The sequence below is a fragment of the Microvirga massiliensis genome (assembly GCF_001006805.1).
In the GTDB taxonomy this organism is placed as follows: domain Bacteria; phylum Pseudomonadota; class Alphaproteobacteria; order Rhizobiales; family Beijerinckiaceae; genus Microvirga; species Microvirga massiliensis.
On sequence record NZ_LN811367.1, the window covers coordinates 122439 to 137638 of the forward strand.

At 62.0% G+C, this 15200-nt stretch carries 13 protein-coding genes; 5 read left to right on the top strand and 8 right to left on the bottom strand.

Annotated features, from left to right (window positions below):
• Nucleotides 1-36: 36 nt before the first annotated feature.
• Nucleotides 37-339 carry a hypothetical protein gene (locus tag BN1233_RS37295; protein ID WP_046868719.1) on the bottom strand — a complete coding sequence of 101 codons (303 nt, stop codon included), beginning with the start codon at nucleotides 337-339 and terminating at the stop codon, nucleotides 37-39.
• Between the two features lie 96 nt (nucleotides 340-435).
• Here BN1233_RS37295 and BN1233_RS37300 point away from each other — a divergent pair, with 96 nt between their 5' ends.
• The 4 genes from BN1233_RS37300 (at nucleotide 436) to BN1233_RS37315 (ending at nucleotide 4534) form a co-directional block, all read left to right on the top strand.
• Nucleotides 436-687, top strand: a complete 252-nt coding sequence (locus BN1233_RS37300; protein ID WP_046868720.1) for a hypothetical protein — start codon at nucleotides 436-438, stop codon at nucleotides 685-687.
• Between the two features lie 327 nt (nucleotides 688-1014).
• On the top strand, nucleotides 1015-1608 hold the full coding sequence (locus tag BN1233_RS37305; RefSeq protein WP_147707753.1) for a hypothetical protein: 594 nt from the start codon (nucleotides 1015-1017) through the stop codon (nucleotides 1606-1608).
• Nucleotides 1609-1896: 288 nt separating this feature from the next.
• On the top strand, nucleotides 1897-3000 hold the full coding sequence (locus tag BN1233_RS37310; protein ID WP_147707754.1) for a hypothetical protein: 1104 nt from the start codon (nucleotides 1897-1899) through the stop codon (nucleotides 2998-3000).
• 709 nt (nucleotides 3001-3709) lie between these two features.
• Nucleotides 3710-4534: a helix-turn-helix domain-containing protein gene (locus BN1233_RS37315; RefSeq protein ID WP_244470884.1), complete on the top strand. Its 825-nt coding sequence runs from the start codon at nucleotides 3710-3712 to the stop codon at nucleotides 4532-4534.
• A 150-nt stretch (nucleotides 4535-4684) separates the two neighbouring features.
• Here the strand turns inward: BN1233_RS37315 and BN1233_RS37320 are convergent, their stop codons facing one another.
• From BN1233_RS37320 to BN1233_RS37340, 5 genes are all read right to left on the bottom strand, one after another.
• Nucleotides 4685-5521: an alpha/beta hydrolase gene (locus tag BN1233_RS37320; RefSeq protein WP_048709038.1), complete on the bottom strand. Its 837-nt coding sequence runs from the start codon at nucleotides 5519-5521 to the stop codon at nucleotides 4685-4687.
• Nucleotides 5522-5593: 72 nt separating this feature from the next.
• Nucleotides 5594-6949, bottom strand: coding sequence for an HlyD family type I secretion periplasmic adaptor subunit (locus BN1233_RS37325; RefSeq protein WP_046868724.1), 1356 nt, complete (start codon nucleotides 6947-6949; stop codon nucleotides 5594-5596).
• The gene (locus BN1233_RS37330; RefSeq protein WP_082145880.1) at nucleotides 6946-8868 is read right to left on the bottom strand and encodes a type I secretion system permease/ATPase; all 1923 of its coding nucleotides are present in this window, start codon (nucleotides 8866-8868) and stop codon (nucleotides 6946-6948) included. Before BN1233_RS37330 ends, BN1233_RS37325 begins: the two co-directional genes overlap by 4 nt.
• 145 nt (nucleotides 8869-9013) lie before the next feature.
• Nucleotides 9014-9508: a hypothetical protein gene (locus BN1233_RS47800; RefSeq protein ID WP_147707755.1), complete on the bottom strand. Its 495-nt coding sequence runs from the start codon at nucleotides 9506-9508 to the stop codon at nucleotides 9014-9016.
• A 510-nt stretch (nucleotides 9509-10018) separates the two neighbouring features.
• Nucleotides 10019-10753 (bottom strand): midas domain-containing protein, encoded by a 735-nt coding sequence (locus BN1233_RS37340; protein ID WP_046868726.1) that lies wholly within the window; start codon nucleotides 10751-10753, stop codon nucleotides 10019-10021.
• A gap of 662 nt (nucleotides 10754-11415) precedes the next feature.
• On the opposite strand from BN1233_RS37340, the gene BN1233_RS37345 reads away from it, so the two are divergent.
• The gene (locus BN1233_RS37345; protein WP_046868727.1) at nucleotides 11416-12345 is read left to right on the top strand and encodes a TAXI family TRAP transporter solute-binding subunit; all 930 of its coding nucleotides are present in this window, start codon (nucleotides 11416-11418) and stop codon (nucleotides 12343-12345) included.
• Between the two features lie 71 nt (nucleotides 12346-12416).
• On the opposite strand, the gene BN1233_RS37350 is transcribed toward BN1233_RS37345, so the two are convergent.
• On the bottom strand, nucleotides 12417-14429 hold the full coding sequence (locus BN1233_RS37350; RefSeq protein ID WP_046868728.1) for a thioredoxin domain-containing protein: 2013 nt from the start codon (nucleotides 14427-14429) through the stop codon (nucleotides 12417-12419).
• 37 nt (nucleotides 14430-14466) lie between these two features.
• A complete protein-coding gene (locus BN1233_RS37355; protein ID WP_052764102.1) occupies nucleotides 14467-15141 on the bottom strand; it encodes a protein-L-isoaspartate(D-aspartate) O-methyltransferase in 675 nt (224 codons plus the stop codon).
• Between the last annotated feature and the right edge of the window lie 59 nt (nucleotides 15142-15200).

Sequence of the window (15200 nt, forward strand, 5' to 3'; positions counted from 1 at the left end):
CTGATTCGCGCCAGCGGCCTGTGCAATACGAGGACATCACGCGTGCATCGGACGATTCTGGTCATTGCTTCGACGCTCCTGCTGATCGGACCCGGATGTGCCGTTTCGGGGCACATCGAATCGGCCACGATCACGAGTCGCAACGGGGAGATCGAGGTCAGCGGCGCTCGGGCAGCCGGCACGGTCGAGTGCCTTGCCGGACCCGGGCAGCAGCCATGTCATGTCAGCAGTGTTCACGAACGCACGCCTTGAAGCCTGTGCGACCCGCAGGAGAATGACGCCGAATGCGCCGTCGCCTCGATGCATTCCGGCCCTGTCTGAGCCACGTTCGATCGACATGCAGTGATCGGCCGCCGTCCGGCATGTGCCCCACGGCATAGCAGGCACAAAGCTTGGCCATAATTTCGGCCCGGCTCCCTTCCTAAAGAATCACGCATGAGAAGAATCGATTCGATCCTTTCGCATAACGATCAATCCCTCGATCCGGACGATCTGCGCATTGCTGCGGACGCCTTCGAGGCTGCGCTTCCTGCCCTCGACGAAAGCATTCCCAATCCCCATGCAGCTCGCCAGAACCTGGCACGTTTCGTCATCGAGCGTGCGTTCCGGGGCGAACGCGACGCAGCCCGGCTGCATGCCGACGCGCTCGATTATGTCGGGGTAATCCGTCGGAAGTCGGTCGCATGAGGCACTGCGGATAGCACGTGGCGCCACCTGCTGTGTGACCATCATCACACATTCATGATGCGAACGGATGCCACCGCTCCTGATATTGCGAACCAACGGCTCGCCCAGATGATCACAATACGTACTCAAGCATCTCGACCGAGCAGGTTGCAGCGCGGCTATACCGATGACCAGATTGGAAATGGACACGTGAATAGCTGCGTGAGAGCGCAGACATGAGTTCGGCGATCTGCGCCTGAACGGCATGAGACGTTCGGTCTCCTAACCCATCGGGAACCCGGAGGGATGGCCCACGCGTTTCTTCGGAACTGGGTGTGGGAGAATCTGATGCTGAAGAGTTCATGTCGCATGCTGGGCTTCGCCTCGATCGTCGGGTTGCTCTCCGGCGTTCCGACGGCTCTCGCCCAACAGGCGAGCCGCCCCTGGGTCGACCCTCCCTCGACCTTAGGCGCACCACCGGCAGCCAAGGATGCGCTCACACCGGCTCCCGAACTCGATCCCACTGTCACGAATGCCATTCCGCATCCCCCACCGAGGCCTGCTCCGGCGACCAGCCATGCCGTGCCCCACCCTGAGACGACGGCCCGCGCTCCGGAAAAATCCGAGCCCGATCACCAGGCGGCAGCTACGCGCGACGAGCAGGAAGCGCCCGCAAAGGATGAGCCCCGGAAGGCTGAAATCCGGAAACGTAGCGCCCGGGCTTCGAAAGATCAGCACCGCAATGCGCAGGCCGCGAAACGACAGGCATTCGCGCGGGAATCAGGCAGGGAACGGGCCCCCGATGGCGGAGCGGTCCTTGCCAATGGACTGGAGATCATGAATCTGCGGACGATTGAGCTCCCGGACGGCCGCCGTATTAGGATTCTGACCAAGCCGGACCCTGAGACAGTGCGCCGTGTTCTGGCTAGACCGGAGTTCTGAGGATTCAGGACCAAGCGTTGTTGCTCGGCGGAGCACCGTCAGCGTTGAGGCTCGCCTGATCGGACGTAGAAGCGCCAGCTACTGCATTTTCTCTTGGCCGACGTCGACAGTTATCCACAACCAATGAACAGCGTGGCCGATACGAAGTGCGTTTCGCCCGACCACAAAGCGTAAGCCCTCAAGGCCGCTCGGTCGAAATCCCACCCGAACGGGCTAATCCACCCTACCGGAACGGGTCTCTGGAAGCCCCGGCCGACATGCTCATGATAGAGGCAGGTGGCTATGAGCATGGGGGGCCTGATGCATCCTGCCGACAAGGGCACTCGGGATCTGCTGCCTTTCATCCAGGACGATCCAGGGGAGATCGTCACGGCCGAGACGGTGCCCGATGGCAGTCCTGCCTTGGCAAACGCAGTCTCGATCCCGGTAAAACCGTCCGTGGCGGGCCTGACCGCCGATCCGGGCCTTGTCGAAAACGACGGTCATAGCGGATCGGCGTCGGTTCCGATCAAGGCGCCGGCCTTTGCTTCCACTCTGTCTCAGACCCCGGACCCTGTCATTGGAGATTCCGAGCACATAGAGGTATCCGCTCCGTCGCTGACTCTGAACCTCAAGATCCCGAAGCCCCCGGCGGTCGCGCATCGCGGCGGGAGCGGCAACTCAGATCACCAGTATGATGAGGACGGGCAGGATGGGCATGACGGAGGTAACGGCCACGGAGGCGAAGATTCCGGCGCCGCCAGCAAACCGTCGGAGGCGACCGAATACACTCCCGGTGACGCCGGAGCGGCGTCCGAAGAGGACGACCACACTCACAGCATCGGCGTGACGCAAGTCGCCGAGGTCGACCAAGACGCGAGCATCATCGTCCAGGGCTATGTTGGAGAGGTATGCGCACGCCTGCACATCGACCAGGACGTGACGATGGACCAGGATGTCGACATATCCTTCGCCATCGATGGTGACGGGCACTTCGACGTTCTGCTCGATCAGGACACGCGCATCAGCCAGGACGTCGACATCGATATCAGAATCCTCGATGTCGACGATGTGCTCCACGTCGATGTCTTTCTGCGTGACTCGGTCGAGGTGGAACAGGACACGACACTCGGCCTGAGCATCACCGACGGGCCTCCCGGCGGAAACGTCGCGATTTCCCAGGACATCGAGCTCGATCAGAATGTCGATATCGACATCGATATCGAGGACGAGCTGGAGGAGCACTACGGCATCACGGTGGCTGTCAATATACTGCAGGAGGCCGATACCGATCAGGATGCCGTCGTGGACATCGTGGACCACGATGGAGAGATCGACATGGACATCGAGGCCATCCAAACGGCGTTCGTCGACCAGGAAACTCTCGTGCGCATCGACTTCGCCCTGGCATAGGACATAGACGCTGTTGCGGACATGGCCAGTCGAAGCGGCCGTGAAACCAAACGACCCGGACAGGGACAAGGGCTGGGGAAGCGACGGTGTCGAAAGGACCGCCCCATTTGCCGGCTCACTTAGAGAGTGGGCACTTACCTCGACTTTCCAATGATCCTCGCGCCCGTATTGCGCTTGGCTTGATCCGCCTCGTCGGACACACGGGCGACAGCTCCCGGCTGTCCATCAGGGGCGGCTCGAATTCTTCGTTCGCTCGCACGGCTATCAACAGTTTTCGCAATCGCGACTTTGGCCACTCGATGCACTAAAGCGGGATTACATGGGAAAGAAAATTCCGCTCCCAAGTCACTCTGTGATCATGATCTTTCGGGAGGTCGATTTGCGCTTCCGGGATCCTACTCGGATGACTCTTGCCCGCGAGCGGTACACTTTCGTCGACGAAGAGTTGAGACCAGTTCCGTTACGGCCAATCCTATGTTAAACGCTTGACACAGGCGGGGCTTAGTCCCCGTTATAATGGGCGATGCTCGGTTGTCGGGAGCGGAGCATCTCAGGAAGGGAGGAGCTTTCCCGATCTATTTTTGAAATTTTTTTGTCCGGCTTAGCGCCCTATTGTCGATCCCATTACACATGGCAAAGTACTTGCTGTTACCGCCAGAAGGCGACGCTCCGCCGGACACGATCGCTTCGACAGACCAAGGGGGTCTCCATGTCGCCAGATCGTGTAGAAGAGGAAACCCGCGACGCCATAATCCTTATCGACGATGAGCCATTCACCCAGGAATGCGTGATGGAAGCCCTTCGGGGCTCCTTTCCACAGGCCTCAATGATTGGTATCTCGTCGATCGAAGATCTCTATCCTCCAGATGGGATGAGCGTCTCGCTAGTGCTCATCAACGCGAAAGCCCGTCCACTCGTCGGGGAAGCCCTTGCCGGCGAAATTAAGCTCATCACCCGCCAATTCCCGAAAACGCCCGTCGTTCTGATCTCGATCCAGGATGACGATGCCGCCATCTGTGATGCGATCGCCGCAGGCGCTCAAGGCGTGATACCGGTCACGGTGTCTCTCAGGATTGCCGTTGCGGCCCTACACTTGGTTATAGCCGGCGGGACCTATTATCCCCGTCCGGTTCTGAACCAGGTTCCCCTGCACAATGGGATGGAGGCGAACGGTCATGCCGATGCGCACGACTCCTCGCCGATCTCGTCACTCTCGTCCGTGCCGCTGACGATCGGAGGGACGGGTTCACCTATTGCTGCGAACCACGATGGTGGTCCTCCGATGGCGCTTCGGACCAACGGCTCTCCGGTCAACTTCACGAATCGGGAAGCGGAGGTCCTGGCGGCACTGCAAAGAGGGCGTTCCAACAAGTGGATCGCCAACCACCTTAACCTGTCCCAGAATACCATCAAGGTTCATATCCGACACATCATGCGCAAGCTGCATGCAACCAACCGCACCGAGGCCGTGATCCTGTCTCAGCGTTTCAGGTCCGATCTGCATCAACGGTCAGAGAACCCCGTCCATGCATAGAGCATGATCCGAAATCGGGGAACGGTCACCCAGCCCGATCGTACTCGGACAAACTTTGGGATTCAGAGAGGTGGGGAACCGGTCCTCCGATAGACCGTGCTTGGGCCAGGAACCAAGGCTGTCGCGATTCGACCCTGACGCGACAGCGCTCTACGGTCCGAACAGAGCGGCGGCGGCTTCCGGGCGCGCATAGAGCTTGCCGCTCCCATGGCCGAGCCCTGAGATCTCCAGAAGCGACCACCCGAAATCCCAGCCCTCGGCCGCAGCGCTGGCCTGCCCGAGTTCGAAGACAGTGTGGCCTCGCTCATAGCGCGTCGAGCCCTGACGCTCCGCGCCTGGGCTCTTGTCGAGGCCCTCCCGCTTGATGTCGCGACTGGCCAGCAGGATGACGATCGAAGATTCCAGATACCGTTCGCGATCGGCCTCATCCACGATGGTCAAGCCCCCGAGGCCGTAAGGATATTTGCGGTCCCAGGCCGGGACCACATAGCTGCCGGGATTGGCCAGCACGATCCGGCGCGCCCGGTTCGGAAAGAAGGCCGCGAACCGGCCCAGGAACTGCGCTCCGGCCGAGTGGCCGATGAGGGAATAGTCCATCGCCGGACGCCCTTCCTCGGCGCGAAGCGCATCGATCAGCTCTAGCACCAGCTGTCCGGTTCGCTCGTCTCTCGGTTTGAGGCGGAAGCGCTTGCGGCCGTTCTCTTGGATGAGGTCGCCGAGACCTCCGAACTGATAAGACCAGCGCGGGAATCGATCCTCATCAAAAAGGGGGGCGACCAGAAGTGCACAACCCGCCCGCGCCAGAGGCACGGCATTGTCGCGGGCGAGCTGCGGGTTGCGATCCGACCCGTGGAAGACCACAACGAGGGGCCCGTCCCTATAGCAATCCGGCTTGTAGGCTTGGACGTGCCAGGTCATTTCTTCGACCTGCACGTCCCGTTCCGACTTGCCGGTCGCGAAGGGCTCGCTTCGCAGCGGCGAAGACATGGCCGCCAAAGCAGCCGCCAAGCATATCCCGCGAAGGCCGGATCTCACCCATGAGATTCCGAAACCCATGCCTCAATCCTCGCGAAAGGCCCTGTTGAAGCTGTCGAGGATCGGACGCAGCACATAATGAGCGACGGTGAACTCACCCGTCTTGATCAGGATCTCGACCGGCATTCCCGGCACGATCTCCACCTCTGGGAGCTCTCGAAGAGAGGCTGCGTCGATCCGAACGCGAGCGGTATAGAAGGCGCGCTGCGTCTCCTTGTCGACGATGCGATCGGCGGCGACATAAGTGAGCACGCCATCGACGGGTGGCACCCGGCGGTGCTTGTAGGACAGGAGCCGGACGCGGGCCTCGAGCCCGGGACGCACCAGGTCGATATCCTCCGGCTTCACCTGGGCGGTCACGATCAGGCGATCCTGGCGCGGAACGAGGTCCATCAGGGGCTCACCGGCGGCCACGACCCCGCGCGGGGTGTGGATCCGCAGGTCCGTGATGGTACCGGCCTCTGGGGCGCGAACTTCAGTTCGGGCGAGCACGTCGTTTGCAGCCTGAAGGCGTTCGAAGAGCTGGAAGATTTGGGCCTGGGTCTCGCGCAGACTCTGGGCAACTTCGGAATACAGATCGCTTTCCAGCTTGAGAATCATCGCCTCGGATTCTCCGATGGACTGCTCCGCTCGCGCGATCTGGGCGAGCGTATCGCCGCGTCGCCCGTCGATCTCCGCTTGCTCGCGCTCGAGCTGCAGGAGTCGCGGGCGAGTCTGCAGCCCCTTGCTGACCAGCGGCGCGATGCCGGCGATCTCCTCCTTGATGATCGCTGCACGCTTCGTGGCCGCCTCCAGTTGGGAATGCAGCCCGACGATCTCCCGCTCCGTCTGCGCCTTACGTTGCCGAATGACTTCGATCCGCGACTCCTGGAGCCTGCGGCGGGTATCGAAGATCTTGATCTGGCCGCTCATGATCTCCGTCAGGGCAGGATCTTGCGAGAGAGCTTCCCTGAGCGGCAGCGGGAACGCAATCGTCTCGCGCGCGTCGCGCTCCGCCAGCAGGCGGGCCTCCCGGACTTGCGCATCCCAGAGCTGCCCCTGCAGGACCTGGACGGCAGCACGGGCCCTGGTGTCGTCGAGGCGGACGAGAGTCTGCCCGGCGGCCACCTCGTCGCCATCCTTCACGAGGATCTGCGCGATGATGCCGCCCTCCAGATGCTGGATGGTCTTGCGGCTCGACTCCGCCTCGATGGCTCCACCCGCGATCGCGGCACTTTCCAGGGGAGCCCGTATCGCCCATACACCGAAACCGATCACGAAGACTCCGACGATGCTGAATGCACTCACGGCGAGCAGACGCAGACGCCGGAACGGTGTGCCCGAGGGTGGGGGCAGAACGACGGCAAGGTCGTGAGCGAGACTGTATTTCGAGGCTGTCATGACGCGACCTTGCGGGACCTCTTTTTGGATGCGCGACCATCCGACTCCGTAGTCGATGGTTCGGAGAGTGTCTGTCCATCACATGATCCGGTACTCGGTCGAGCAGCGATGATCCTCACGCCACCTTCCACCACGCGTGGTGACGGTTTGGAGGATTCGCCCTCGCCGGCTTGCTTCGATCTTCTGCGGGACGCGATGATCTGCGGATTCTTGACTGGAATTGCGGTGCGCCCGCTTTTGATCTTCTCGGCGACGTCATGTCGATTCCCGAAGGCGTTCATCATGCCGTTGTCGAGGACCAGAACCTTATCGGCCAGATTCAGGATTCCGAGGCGCTGGACGATGAGAACGATCGTCGAGCCATGCTCCCGTAGTTCCTGAATGGCCTGCCGCAAGGCCTCTTCGCCTTCGGAATCTAGGCTGGCATTGGGCTCATCCAGCACGACCAGGCGCGGCTGCCCGAAGAACGCCCGTGCCAGGCCGAGCCGCTGCCGCTGTCCACCCGACAGTTTTATCCCGCCCTCGCCGATATCGGTCTCGTAACCACGTGGAAGACGCATGATCATTTCATGCAGCCCGACCAGATTGGCGGCAGCGATCACATCGTCGGACCGGACATCCTGCAAGCGCGCGATATTCTCGCGAACCGTGCCGCCGATGAGTTCGACATCCTGCGGGAGGTAGCCCAGATGTCGGTGGCCGCCGGAGGCCAACCAGATCGTCATGTCGGCGCCATCGAGGCGCACATGCCCTCCGGTAGGCGCTATCGTGCCGGCGATCAGGCGTCCAAGCGTCGATTTGCCGGCCCCGGAGGGGCCGACCACACCCAGGATCTCGCCCGGACCGATTGCGAAGGTCAGCCGCCGCAGGGCCGGCGTATCCGCGCCGGGCGGCATGAACGTGACCTGCTCGATCGAGAGCGCCCCATTGGGACGCGGAAGCTCCATGGATGTCCGAGGCTGAGGCGCAGCCGCCATGATCTTCTGGAGACGGCCATAGCCCAGGCGAACGCCCGTGACGGCCTTCCAGGTGCCGATGGCGCCTTCGACCGGCCCGAGAGAGCGTCCGAGCAGAATCGAGCTCGCAAAGATCGCTGCCGGGCTGACATCGTGCCGGATCACGAGCCAGGCAGCGCAGGCCATGACGACGACCTGGGTCAGAAGCCGCAGGAAGCGGGCCAATGACTGGATGATGGAAGCGCGCCCTGCAGCGGAAAGCTGGGCTTCCTTGGCGTAGGACTGATTGTCGTGCAGGAGGCGGGCGACGCCGGGCAGCATTCCCATGGCACTGATCGCCTCTACGTTGCGCAGGAGCGATTCGAACCGGTGCTGGCTCTCGACCAGGGCGGCGCTGGAGCGCGTGAAGAGTTTGCGCGTCAGCATCTCGTTGAGCATCGCGAGGCCGGACAGGATGGCAGATGCCACGAGGCCGAGTGTACCGAGCAGCGGATGCACCAGCATCATCGCGAGAATAAAGATCGGTGTCCAAGGGAGATCGAACAGCGCGGTGCAAGCAGTGCCGCCGAAGAATGAACGGAGTCCTCCGAGGTCGCGCCAGGCCTGCGCCGCCGCGGCCGGATCGCCGCGCAGGGCGGATTGCACGGCTGCAACGAGCACCGAGGCTTGGAGGCGGTCATCGAGCCAGATGCCGATTCGAGCGAGCATCGCACGGCGCAGAGCCTCGAGGGTTGCGTGAACTGCCAGTGCGACGATCACGATAGCCGTCAGCATCACGAGCGTATCGAGGCTGCGACTCGACAGGACGTGATCGTAGACCTGCAGGAGATAGAGCGGAACCGTCAGGGCCAGTAGATTCACGAAGAAGCTGAGCACGAAGACGAGCAGCAGGGAGGTTTTGCAGAGATCGAGTGCACGCTCGATATCGGTCCTTGCGCGGGCCTTCATCCAGGAACGAGCCATGGGCGGGTTGTCTCCACGGGAGCTTCACAAACATCGACTGCACGTTCGCTGGCGCTTCCCAACTGTCACTGAACAGCCGGCGCCGCTGCACGGCGCCGGCCCGGTGCCCGGATTCGGTCCGGGTGCCTTACTTCAGCGATGGCGATCAACCAAAATGGAAGTCGACGTCTATGTCGGCATCCTGATCGGCATCCTGTTCCTGATCCACATCGACGTCGACATCCTGATCCTGGTCGACATCGGTATCGCTGTCGTTGTCCTGATCGGTGGCATTGTCATTATACTGATCGGTATAATTCTCGTTATCCTGGTCGGAGTCGTTATCTTGATCGGTGTCGTTATCGTTGTTCGCGTCAGCGTCGGCATCGCCACCGTCACCCCACTTGCCGCCACTGCCGCCATCGGCATCAGCGTCAGCATCCTGATCCGTGCCGTTGTCGTTATCCTGATCGGAATCGTTGTTTTGGTCGTTCTCGTTATCGTTGTCCTGGTCGGCGTCGTTGTCGTTGTCCTGATCAGTTTCGACATCAGAGTCCTGGTCGGCATCGACATCGACGTCTTGGTCCTGCTCCTGATCGATATCCTGGTCGATATCAGCATCAACGTCGATGTCGAAATCGTTGTAGTCAAAATCAGCCATGATGCACACTCCCTGCGTGGAAGGCCGCCCCGGCGAGCGCGCGCCCGAAGCGGATCGACGGCTTGGACGATCCAGGATGGATCCTCCGGCGTCCTGCCGATGTGCTGAGCGTTCCTCGCTTTAGGTTCCTGGAATAGCTGCCAATTCGAATTTGGCCCAACGGGCCATTTCTCACGCGGTCTGCCTCATCCGGAGTGGCGACGATCAACCAAAACAGATGAACTCCATCGGGTGATGCAAGATTGCAGTCCTGATTGCTCAAGTGACACTGGCGTTCAGTCGGTCGATGATCACTTCATCGCCATACCGGGTGTAGCCGCGCTCACTGCCATTGCGAGCGCAGCGCAGCAATCCAGGTTCGCGGGCCTGCCTCCGGATTGCTTCGCCTCCGGCTTGCAATGGCTGATGGCGTCACGCGCCGTGGCTCGTCGCCCCAATAAGTGTCCGTCCAGACGGCATAAGAAAAGCCGGGGATCCCCGGCTCGTTTCGCGTGACATAATGGTGGTGGCTTAGGCGTCGACGTCGCTCACGACGACAATGACGTCGACCTCCGCACCGATCCCTGCCTCCTCATCGAGGTCTACATAGAGCTCGGTTCCTTCGTCATCTTCCTCGCGATCGACGGCGCCTCTCACCGCGGCAGCAACGAGAGAGTCGATATCGACACCAACATCGGCATCGAGGTCATCGCGAATTTCCACATCGACGTCGGAATTCTCGTCAATTTCACTGTCCTGGTCGAACTCGGTATCGAGACTGTCTTCATCATCGTCATCGACGTCGATGTCGAGGTCGCTCTCTATTTCGACGTCGTCCTCCACCTCGGCGTCAACCTCGACGACGATGTTCCCGTTGTCGCCTTCGCCGACCTCCACGTCTACGTCGATCCTCTGGTCGACCTCGGGCCTTTGCTGGCCGTCGATTTCGATGTCCCGATCCCTTGAATCGCCGGTCTCTGCCGTGATGTCGGCATTCTGATCCAATTCGCCGTTCTGATCGATCTCGGTGTCGAGCTCGACACTCGCAGGACGCGGCCCGATGACCGTCACTCCAAGATCTACATCGTCGCTAGTTCCGGAATCCTGATTCGAATCTATATCGAGGTCGCGTGCGTCTTCGGCATCATCTTCGGAACCGGCGTCATCGTCGCGATCGGCCTCAATGTCCTCGACGACCTCGTCGTTCTCCTCGAGATCTTCCTGGTCGCCTGCCGCATCGCTGCCATTCCTCTCGTCCGGGTCCATCGTGTGTCTCCACGGTGCGTGCGCCGGTCGGCGCCGGTCGCCCAACATCCCGTCTTTCGCGCGGCAAAGGTAGATGCCAAGTCGGGCGAAGCATGGCCGCGCATGAACAATCGGCGCGACCCCTCGGCGCTAGCCCGGCAGTTGTTGAAACCGCCTGCTCTTTGACACGTCGGGATGCGACATCACCCACTCGGGTGATCGTTGCGGTCTAATCCTTCCGGGTTGCTTGCGACGCGGCGGGGTCACCCGATAGCAAGGAACTCGCCACAGCCATGCGCGGAAGCAGAAGACACCGGCCCGGCGGATTAACCATTTCGCGAGGAAAGCTCGGACGATCGGCTCATCATGGTAGACGGGTGCCGCAGACGCAGACCAGAGTGACGTGAAACTGCGACAGGGCTGGGAATCGCTGGGGCACTGTCATGTTTCGTTGCGTCTATGTGGCCCTCGCAGCAGCGGCCTGTCTGTGCTTGGAGGGGTGCTCGAGCGATCCGCGTACAACTGCGACTGTGGCGGAAAAAGCGAGAGATACCACGCTCGTCGGCGCGCCCCCAGCTGCAGGAGCTTCACCACGTAGGGTCCAGGCCCAGCCATATCCGAATACGATCCGAGCCATCTCCGGTGAGGAGAACAGCACGTATTCGCGCACTGTCGTCGATCTGATGACGATCCTCGACCGCGATCGCCTGCGTCTCCGGCCGATCCCCGGTCGTGGGCCACTCCAGGATCTCGTGGACCTTCTCCACCGTCCCGACATCGACGTCGCAATCGTGCAGACGGACGCACTCGAGGCGATGACGGACCAGGCGGATGCCAGCAAGCGACTGCGTTATCTCTTTCGGGTTCCCAACCAGGAACTGCACGTCCTGGCTCTCCGCGATATTACCGAGATCCGTCAGCTCGAGGGACGCAAGGTCAACATCGACAGGCCCGGAAGTGGCACCCATCTGACGGCTCGTGCGCTATTCGACAAGCTCGGGATCACGGTAGAATTCACGACCGACGATCAGGTCACCGCGCGCCAGCGCCTCCAATCCGGCGAGATCCAGGCTGCGATCTCTCTCGCGTCACGTCCCTCAAGCGAAATTCTCGACTTCCCGTCCTACCCCTCGTACGGGCAGTTCCATCTCGTCTCCATTCCCTTCGAGGAGAGTGTCTCGAACTATATTCCGGCCCAATTCACGGCCGACGACTACCCTCATCTGGTCAAGGCGGGGCAGCGAGTCGAGACCATCGCGGTCGGCCGCGTGCTCGCCGTCCGGGATTCACCTCGGGCGAGCAGCCGCTATCGGCGCTTGACCCGCCTGTCCGAGGTCATTCATGCGCGTTTCGATGAATTGAAGCAAAAAGGCCATGATCCTCGCTGGGCAGAGATCGACCTTTCGGCTACGGCGCCCGGCTGGCAGCGCTTCGAGCCGGCGCAGAACCTGCTTGACCGCAGTGCCAGGCAAGCCGCGGAGCAGCGCGCCTCTCGGAGAATTGCAGCAGAGACCGGCATCTGTTCGATTCGAGCCTCGGCTCAAGGCTCGCGCTCCTACAACGCCTTCATCGAGTGGCGACAGACACACGATAGTGGCAAGATGAAACTGTGACTCCATCCGTCATTGCAAGCCGCAGGCGAAGCCATGACGAGAGCGCAATGTTCTGGTGACCAACAGAGGCATCAGCTCACGTTTGTCGCCATTTCGGATGCCTGGCTCGTGAGATCGTCCGGTTGCGTCAACGGCAGCGAGCAGCGCATTCCAGCACAGACGAGCGCCTGCGGGCCTGCACCTTGGCCGGCCTGCGCCTTGGCGGGATGGGTCTCGCTCAGCTTCGAGAGATCCTCTGCCAGACAGACGGTGCGGTCGAGATAGGGCACCTTCAGCGCTGCCTTCGTGAGCGCTCCGTCTTCGTCCTGCGTTACGATAATCGTGAGGCCCCGCAAGTGCTGGTCGAGTGCATTGAGGATGGAGGCATGGCTCACGAGCGAGGCCCGGGCGATGCCTGACAGCGCGGCGAGTTCCTGCTCGACTCCTTGCCGGTCGCCCTCGTCTCCCGTCAAGGCTGCCAGCCGCACCAGCCCCTCCGCGAACGCGCCATTCGCGTTCGGCACGACATCGTCATGCGTCGGCTGCGGCCGTGCCACGAGGTGCTCACCACCCTTGGCCGTCATGGCGAGAACGCCGGTCTCGGGGACCCGATACTCGTCGGCGAGAATGCCCGCCCAACGACGCGCATCGTGGAGATAGCTGGCTCGTCCCGTCGCCTCGTAGACCGAGAGGGCCGCACGCATCATGGCCGCGTGATCGAGCGCAAAGCCGGGGAAGACCAGCGACCCGCCACGCCAGGAATGACCAAGACCGCCGTCCCGGGACATGGTGTCCCGGACGAACCGGTAGGCACGCTCGGCGAGGCTGGTCCAATCCGGCCGATCGAGAAGAAGCCCGGCGCGCACGAGACTGGCGATCATGAGGCCGTTCCAGTCGGCCAGCACCTTATCGTCGAGCCCAGGCCTTATACGGGCCTCACGCCGCTTCAGAAGCCTGTCACGTAGCGGCCACAGCCGGTCCTCGAGATCGGCCGATACCTCGCCCGACAAAAGCCGGTTCGGGATGTTCGTCCCCTCCCAGTTCCCCTCCTCGGTGATGTCGTAGATCCTCTCGAAGAGAGCCGCATCTTCGCCCAGAACTTCTCTCACTTCCGCGAGGCTCCAGACGTAATAGCGGCCCTCCTCGCCCTCCGAATCGGCATCGAGGCTCGATGCGAAAGCACCCTCCGGCGTCGTCATCTCCCGCTGCAGCCAAGTGACGATTCCCGTGGCGGCCTCGCGGAAGAGCGAGCGGCCCGTTTCCGCCGCGGCGAGCGCAAAGAGTTCGAGAAGCTGCGCATTGTCGTAGAGCATCTTCTCGAAATGCGGGACGAGCCACCGTTCGTCCGTGGAATAGCGCGCAAAGCCTCCGCCGAGATGATCGTGGATGCCGCCGCGCGCCATCTGCTCCAGGGTCAGCAGGAACCGGTCGCGTGCAGTGCGGTCGCCGCTGCGGCGTGCATAGCGTGCGAGCAGTTCCAGAATAGTCGGATTCGGGAACTTGGGCGCGCCGCGGATGCCGCCGTGCTCCGGATCGATGACTTCGACCAGTTTCGTGCCGATCGCGTCGAGATCGGCGAGGCCGAGTGTGCCGCCTCCCTGCCGCTGCACCTGTTCGGAGAGGCTCTTTTTCAGAAGCTCCCGGTTATAGGCGATGCGATCCGGCTCGGCGTGATAGAGAAGGGAGATCTGGCGCAGCACATCCTCGAAGCTTGGTCGGCCAAAGCCCGCCCGTTTCGGGAAATAGGTGCCGCCCCAAAACGGCTCGCCCTTCGGCGTGAGAAACATCGTCAGGGGCCAACCGCCTCGCTCGCCGAGGGCCTGGAGCGCGGTCATATAGACGTGGTCAACATCCGGACGTTCTTCGCGATCCACTTTGATGTTCACGAAGAGCTCGTTCATGAGGGCGGCCGTTGCCTCGTCCTCGAAGCTCTCGTGCGCCATGACGTGGCACCAATGACATGCGGCATAGCCCACCGACAGCAGCACCGGCCGGTTCAGGCGCTGCGCCTCCGCGAAGGCTTCCGGCCCCCACTCCCACCAGTGGACCGGGTTGTCCTTGTGCTGCAGCAGGTAGGGGCTGCTCGCGGATGCCAGGCGGTTCATGAGTGATTTCCGAATGATTGCGGCAGTCGGGGGTTCGTCACGCGATCTCGAGCTGCGTGAACCGTACAGGAATCACGCCCCGCATTTCGATCTCGCCGGAGGCGTGCTTCTCGACAACCGTGAGTTCCTGCGCCTCGGCAGGTCCGATCGGCATGACCAGTCGCCCCCCGGGCTTGAGCTGCTCGATGAGCGCTTTCGGCACGCGCTGGGCTGCGGCCGTCACGAGGATCTTGTCGAACGGCGCATGCTCCGCCCATCCTTTCGAGCCGTCGCCGACGCGGACTTCGACATTGGCATAGCCGAGCTCGTGGAGACGAACCTTGGCCTCGCTGGCAAACTCCTCGACGATTTCGACGCTCCGGACCTTGGCGGCCAGTTCGGCCAGGAGAGCGGCCTGGTAGCCGAGGCCCGTGCCGATCTCGAGGACCGTCTCGTCCGCTTCAGGCGCCAGAAGGTCGAGCATGAGGGCCACGATGAAGGGTTGGGAGATCGTCTTGTCGAAGCCGATCGGGAGCGGCGTGTCGTGATAGGCCAAAGCAGCCAGCTGCGCTGGCACGAACTGATGGCGCGGCACGTGCTGCATGGCCGCAAGTACCCGCTCGTCGAGGGATTCCTTGCCGATTTCATCGCTCATCAGGTCCGCATGAATCGCGATCACTTCAACCATGTGCCGGCGCAGGATGGCCAGATGATGCACGGACATCGGTTTCATGGCCTGTGACCTCCCTGCTCGGCTGAGCTCTGCATCTCATGCGCCATCATGGACTGCTT